Annotated in this window: 6 protein-coding genes; 2 read left to right on the plus strand and 4 right to left on the minus strand. The window is 74.5% G+C overall.

Annotated elements, in window-relative coordinates:
• Positions 1–982: 982 nt before the first annotated feature.
• The 4 genes from MXD58_RS18735 to MXD58_RS18750 form a co-directional block, all read right to left on the minus strand.
• Complete coding sequence (locus MXD58_RS18735; protein ID WP_248836481.1) at positions 983–1,516, minus strand: hypothetical protein; 534 nt, start codon at positions 1,514–1,516, stop codon at positions 983–985.
• Positions 1,517–1,620: 104 nt separating this feature from the next.
• Positions 1,621–2,334, minus strand: coding sequence for a DNA glycosylase AlkZ-like family protein (locus MXD58_RS18740; protein ID WP_250609646.1), 714 nt, complete (start codon positions 2,332–2,334; stop codon positions 1,621–1,623).
• Positions 2,253–3,233: a zinc-binding dehydrogenase gene (locus MXD58_RS18745; RefSeq protein ID WP_248836480.1), complete on the minus strand. Its 981-nt coding sequence runs from the start codon at positions 3,231–3,233 to the stop codon at positions 2,253–2,255. Before MXD58_RS18745 ends, MXD58_RS18740 begins: the two co-directional genes overlap by 82 nt.
• Before the next feature lie 123 nt (positions 3,234–3,356).
• A complete protein-coding gene (locus MXD58_RS18750) occupies positions 3,357–3,851 on the minus strand; it encodes an NUDIX domain-containing protein (protein ID WP_248836479.1) in 495 nt (164 codons plus the stop codon).
• Between the two features lie 237 nt (positions 3,852–4,088).
• Between MXD58_RS18750 and MXD58_RS18755 the strand changes: the two genes are divergently transcribed.
• Complete coding sequence (locus MXD58_RS18755; protein WP_248836478.1) at positions 4,089–4,496, plus strand: TOBE domain-containing protein; 408 nt, start codon at positions 4,089–4,091, stop codon at positions 4,494–4,496.
• 97 nt (positions 4,497–4,593) lie between these two features.
• A complete protein-coding gene (locus MXD58_RS18760; protein WP_248836477.1) occupies positions 4,594–5,535 on the plus strand; it encodes an ABC transporter permease in 942 nt (313 codons plus the stop codon).
• The last annotated feature ends 28 nt before the right edge of the window (positions 5,536–5,563 follow it).

A 5,563-nucleotide genomic window follows, 5' to 3' on the forward strand; every position in this document is an offset into this window, starting at 1 on the left:
GGCTACGGCCGCGGGGCTCGGAGCGGCCGGGAGCGACGACGTGACCACCGGGGCCCAGGCACCCCTGCACGAGACCAGATCCGGCGACGATCACGCCCCCGCCGCGCCTGTCCCCTCGGCCGGCACCGCCACCGCGCCGAAACCCACCAGGGACGACGACGCACTCGCACCAGCCGCGCGGGAGCAGCAGCGACATCTGAGTGCCCAGGACTCCGCGGTGAGCATGCTGACCCTGGCAGCCGCTCCCGTAGGGGGCGACCTCACCGGGCCGTCCCCGGCCGCGGGCCAGCCGGCCGTGGGAGGCGAGAAGCCCGGGACCGTCGGCCGGGCACCGAGCAGCGGAACGGACCTGGCCGCGCAGCTGCCGGCCGGGTTGCTGATCACCCCGCTCACCCCGACGAACAGGCCGTCGGTCGCCGCACCCCAGCCAGCCCCACCCCAGCCAGCCGCACCCCAGCCTGCGGCACCACAGCCTGCGGCACCACAGCCGGCCGCAGTGCCCCCGGCCGCAGTGCCCCCGGCCGCAGTACGCCCGGCCGCCGCGAACCCGGCCGCACCACAGCCAGTCGCACCACAGCCAGTCGCACCACAGCCTGCGGCGCAGCAACCGGCGGTCCGGGCCGCGGCCAACCGGCCGATGGGCCGGATTCCGGCCGTGCGGGCACAGGCCGCAGCGGTACCAGCAGCCTCCAGTGCCAACCAGCCATCGGCGCGGCAGGCACCAGCTGGAACGGCCAGCACAACAGCCAGCTCCCCGGCCGCAGCCGGCACCGGCCTTGCCGCGGTCCCCATCGGTGTCGTGGCGCTGACTCCCCGCTGAGCATCGCGCCACCGGCGATCTCCGCCATCCGCCGGCAGGCTTGACGGATCCCCGGCCGGCTGGCCGTGGTAGGCCCGCCGGCCTCTGCGCAGGCGCCGGCCGCGTTGCCAACCGGTCGCGCTGGAGGGCGCCGTCCCCTCACCATGATCGGCCGGAGGCGAGCTAGTCCCGGTCGGCCCGCGGGGTGGTCGGATCGGCGTCCGCCGCGGTGTCGACGGGCCGGCGCACGGCCCCCCGCGGCCAGATGATCTGAACCGGGCAGTTGCGTCGCCGCGCGTAGTCGACGACGTCCGCCGTACCGCCGAAGCCGCGGGCGGGCAGACCGTCCCAGACCGCGAGGATCCGGTCCGAGGCATCGACCAGTAAGCGGCTGGCGTCCATCAGGCTCGCCAGATCGGGGGTCGGGCGATCCTGCCGGCGGACCTCCGCGGAGCTTGTCAGCAGCCGGTCGAAATCACCCAGGTGGCTGCGCGGCTGCAACTCCCGGTAGCCGACGGCGGGAATCACCGAGATCAGCCGTCCACCGAGCTGGAGGACCACGTCCGCGAAGACGGTGTCCGCGCCGTCTGCCAGGCAGGTGATACCGGCGAAGCCACCGGCGGCGATCGGCCGCAGCACCCGGCGAAGCTCCGCGGCGACGAGGCCGCTCTGCTCTTCGGTGAGGCCGCGGTGCCCCGTCACGCCGACGGTGTGCATGGACCCGTCCGCCCGTGGCGCGCTGTGGGCCGGTGTGCGCGGCTGGCCACGCCAGGTTGATTCGATCTGGAAGGTGGCACTCCGCGAGGGTAGCCGGCGGCCAGCTACCCGGCCGTGGCCTCGACGATCGCGTGCGCGAGCGGGGACGCGAGGGTACCCACCGGGGCGACCTCGATCCCGTCGAGCGCCAGCCAGTGGGCGAGTTCCCCGAGTTCGGCGGCGAGTTCGCGCGCGACCCCGGCAACGTCCCCGGCCGCTGGATCCCCGGCCGCTGGATCCCCGACAGGCGGGGCCACCGACGGGCCGCCGGCCGCCGCACCGTCCGGGTCGGTGTCGGCCGGCCGGCGGGGTCCGGGGATGGCGGGCTCGAGCGGCGGCTCGTACCAGGCGGCGGCGACCCGCAGAACGCGGCGCTGGCGGTCGGCCTTGAGATCGACGCGGGCGGCGAGCCGGTCGCCGAGCAGGAACGGCAGGACGTAGTAGCCGAACCGCCGACGCGGCGCGGGCGTGTAGAGCTCCAGGACGAGATCCATCCCGAACAGCCGGCGGACCCGGGACCGTTCCCACACCAGCGGATCGAACGGGGACAGCAGCGTGCGGGCGGCGGCACGACGGGGCACGGCGAGGTTCGGCCGGGCATACGCCCGCGCCGACCAGCCGGCGACCCGGACCTCGGTCAACGCGCCGGCCTCGACCAGCTCGGCCAGGCGCGGCCGCCGCGGGTACGAGGACCCGCTCAGGGCACGAGGACGACCTTGCCGATGGTCTCCCGACGCTCGAGCGCGCTGTGGGCGGCGGCGGCCCGCGCGAGGGGGAATGCCTGGATGCTCGGCACCAGCGTCCCGGCGGTGGCGGCGGCGAGCGCGGCGTCCTCCAGCGCGGCGATGCCACCTGGACGGCGCATGATGCGGCCCGGGAGCTCGGATTCCACGCGCAGGCCGCGTTCCGCCACGTCCGCGGGGGTGACGGCGGTCGGCTCGCCCGCCGACCAGCCGAACATGAGGACGCGTCCGCCCCGGCCGGTCAGGTCCAGGGCGGCGCGGCCGGACCGGCCACCGACGCCGTCGAGGGTCACCGTCACGGGCCGGCCCTCGAGCGCGTCGCGGACCGCGTCCGGCCAGTCGGGAAGGGTGTAGTCGACGGCGACGTGGGCGCCGAGCCGGCGGACCGCCTCGACCTTCGCGGCTCCCCCGGCCACCCCGACGACGGTGGCGCCGGCGTGGCGGGCGGCCTGGACGAGCAGGCCGCCGATACCACCGGCCGCGGCGGTGATCAGCACGACGTCCCGGGCGGTCAGCGCGGCCACCTCGAGCACGCCCATCGTCGTGCGCCCCGTGCCGATCATGGCGACGGCGGTGGCCGCGGTCAGTTCGTCGGCCACGGGGTGGATGTGGGCGACCGACCGGACGGCGCGTTCGGCATAGCCGTGGCCGTCCGGACCGAGGTGCGCGACGACCCGCTGGCCGCGCCAGGCCGGGTCGACGCCGACGCCGACCTCGTCGACAGCGCCGGCGACCTCCCGGCCGGGAACGGTCGGCAGCGTCGGCGCGGGCAGCGGGCCGCTGGGGATGCCTTCGCGCAGCCGGGTGTCGATAACGTGGACGCCGGCCGCCTCGACCCGGATCCGCACCTCGCCGGGCCCGGGACGCGGGTCCTCGACCACTTCGTACCGCAGGTTCTCCGCCGGGCCGAACTCGTGCAACCGGACCGCGTACATGCGCAGCTCTCCAGATCGGGCGGGGTCCGGCGGCCGCGGACACGGCCGCCGGGTTCTGGCCCGGACGCTAGGAGCTGAAGTCAAGTGGAGGTCAACAGCGGACGGGCGGTCCGTCCGCGGCGGTCAGCTCCTGGCCGCGCTGAACCAGGTCGGCCGGGCGTGCAGCAGCCATTCGGGCAGAAGCTGGCGCAGGCTGGCGGGGCGCAGCTGAAGGTCGGCCAGTCCGGCCAGCGGGGCCGAGACGATATCGAGGTCGTCGAGGCGACTGCCGAACTCGCCGGCCCAGGACCGGTCGACGGCGAAGATGACATCGACCTCGGTGACCGGCACACCGCGGTCGACGCCCGTCGACTCGAGGCAGCCGACGAAGGTCACGGCGTCGACCTCGATGCCGGCCTGCAGGTCGAGCAGTCGGCGCAGCGCCACCTGCACGCTCTCCCCGGGTCCCACCCGGCCGCCGGGCAGGCGGAAGGTAGTGTGACCACGAACGTTGGCGAGCAGGATCCGATCGCCCTCGACGAGCAGCGCGCGGACGTTGATCCGTGCCGCATCGGCGGCGCTGCGGTCCGGATCGGGGATCCGGCCGCGGGTGGTGGACGGCTTGGCAGGCGGTGTCACGGGCAAACCCTCCGGGGGCGGGGTCGGGTGGGCTACCTTCGCATCGTGCCGCTTCCGGCCGGCGGCTGGGCGCTAACGGGGCATCCCGCCCGTGGCGGGCCGGCCAGGCCACGGCGGCCTCCTCGCCACCACCGCCGGAGTTCAACTCCGCACGAGCGGCAAAAACGCAAGGAAAATCACCGCAAATTCGGTTGAACCAGCGCGAAGCCTCCGAACTTGCGGGGTTACTATCCAGGAATGCCGAGATTTCGGATCAGTGAGGCAGCGGCGCTGCTTGGTGTCAGCGACGACACAGTCCGCCGGTGGGCGGACAGCGGCCGCCTGCCAACCGTCCTGGACGACGCCGGCCGCCGCGCGGTCGAAGGTACCAACCTGGCCGCGTTCGCCAAGGATATGGCCGGCGAGCAGACAAGCACGGTCATTCCCGTCGTGGCCGAATCGGCCCGTAACCGCTTCCCCGGCATCATCACCCGGGTCACCCGGGACACGGTGATGGCCCAGGTGGAGATCCAGGCCGGTCCGCACCGCCTGGTCTCCCTGATGAGCCGGGAGGCCGCCGACGAACTCGGTCTCGAGCCCGGTGTTCTCGCCGTCGGCGCGGTGAAGTCGACCAACGTCGTCATCGAGATGCCCGAACGCCGCTGAGCCCGGCGCGCATCGGCGCGCCTCGCGCGAGCGTCCGGCGAGTCGCCGGCCACGTCCATCGGTCACGTCCGTCCTGGGAGAGGGGTCCACGCCGGCGATGACGAGTTCCGACATCTCGGCATCGGCGGTGTCCGCGGACCGCCCCGGGCTGGCGCGTGGGCTCTTTCCGCGCGGCCGGTCCGTGCGGCGGGAGACCCGTCGGCGGGTGCCCTGGGCGTTGTGGGTGCCGGCGTCGATCGCCGTCCTGTTCCTGCTGCTGCCGCTCGTCGGCCTGCTGGCGCGGACGCCCTGGTCCGGTCTCGGCCAGTTGATCACCCAGGCCGACGTCCGGCAGGCGCTCCTGCTGTCCCTGCGGACCGCGACCATCGCGACCGGCCTGTCGCTGGTCTTCGGCATCCCGCTGGCCTGGTTGCTCGCCCGCACCCGCTTCCCGGGACGCAGTCTGCTGCGGGCGCTGGTCACCCTGCCGATGGTGCTGCCGCCCGTGGTCGGCGGCGTGGCACTGCTGCTCGCCCTCGGCCGGCGCGGCCTGCTCGGTGAGTGGCTGTCCCACTGGTTCGGGTTCACCCTGCCGTTCACCACCACCGGGGTGGTGGTCGCGCAGACGTTCGTGGCGATGCCCTTTCTCATCGTCTCGGTCGAGGGCGCGCTCAACAGCTCCGACCGCCGCTACGAGGATGCCTCCGCCACTCTCGGCGCCAGCCCGTGGACGACCTTCCACCGCATCACCGTCCCGCTCATCGCCCCCTCGGTGGCCGCCGGCGCCGCGTTGTGCTGGGCGCGGGCGCTGGGCGAGTTCGGCGCGACGATCACCTTCGCCGGCAACTTCCCCGGCACCACCCAGACGATGCCGCTGGCCGTCTACCTGGCCCTGGAGAACGACCCGGACGCCGCGATCGCGTTGTCCCTCATCCTGCTGACAGTGTGCGTCGCGGTACTGATCGCGCTGCGTGCCCGCTGGGTGCCCGGTGCCCGGCGCGCCCTGCGCGGGCGTGGTGGTGTCGAGCCGGCGGCCGCCGCCAGCGGGGAGATCCTGTGAGCGCCGAACGGTCCGCGGACCCGGCGAC

Source organism: Frankia sp. AgKG'84/4 (assembly GCF_023242965.2).
Taxonomy (GTDB): domain Bacteria; phylum Actinomycetota; class Actinomycetes; order Frankiales; family Frankiaceae; genus Frankia.

Bases quoted from the DNA above. Each gene is read 5' to 3' on its own strand.
- MXD58_RS18735 (WP_248836481.1), bottom strand. From the start codon at position 1,516: ATGCACACCGTCGGCGTGACGGGGCACCGCGGCCTCACCGAAGAGCAG.
- MXD58_RS18745 (WP_248836480.1), bottom strand. From the start codon at position 3,233: ATGTACGCGGTCCGGTTGCACGAGTTCGGCCCGGCGGAGAACCTGCGG.
- MXD58_RS18755 (WP_248836478.1), top strand. From the start codon at position 4,089: ATGCCGAGATTTCGGATCAGTGAGGCAGCGGCGCTGCTTGGTGTCAGC.
- MXD58_RS18760 (WP_248836477.1), top strand. From the start codon at position 4,594: ATGACGAGTTCCGACATCTCGGCATCGGCGGTGTCCGCGGACCGCCCC.